This window comes from Parachitinimonas caeni, assembly GCF_030129945.1.
Lineage (GTDB): Bacteria > Pseudomonadota > Gammaproteobacteria > Burkholderiales > Chitinimonadaceae > Parachitinimonas > Parachitinimonas caeni.
Genome location: NZ_JARRAF010000208.1, coordinates 1 through 406 on the forward strand (window position 1 = coordinate 1; position 406 = coordinate 406).

The 406-nt window shown below is 61.8% G+C and carries 1 protein-coding gene; it reads right to left on the reverse strand.

The genetic code is table 11. The features are described 5' to 3' along the window. The coding region (locus tag PZA18_RS24340) for a calcium-binding protein (protein ID WP_284103472.1) at nt 1–406 on the reverse strand (406 nt) is incomplete at both ends.

The window sequence follows — 406 nt, forward strand, 5'->3', positions numbered from 1 at the left end:
CGAGCAGGTCGGCATCGGACGAGCCGATGAGGTTCTGGTTGCCCGCCACGCCTGCCCAGACGGTCCCGAATGCCGCTTCGTCCGGCAGATTGGTATACGCCGGGCTCTGGGTGGTGTCGGGGTTGAGTTTGAACAGGTTGAGGATCTGCGCTGCGGTGAACTCGCCGCCGGTGCTGAATTTGATCTTTGTCACCAGGTTGTCGCCGCCAAGGAAGTAGTTCTTGACGGTGACTTGGTCGGTGGTGCCGGCAATCTTGAGCACGAGGTCGTTGCCGCGTTTGCCGAAGCCGCTCGACACTTTGCTGGAGGCGATGCCTTCGAACAGGATGACGTCGTTGCCGCCACCGCTGTTGTCGATGACGTCCTGACCTTCGCCTGCCGCAATGACGTAGGTGTCGTCGCCCCG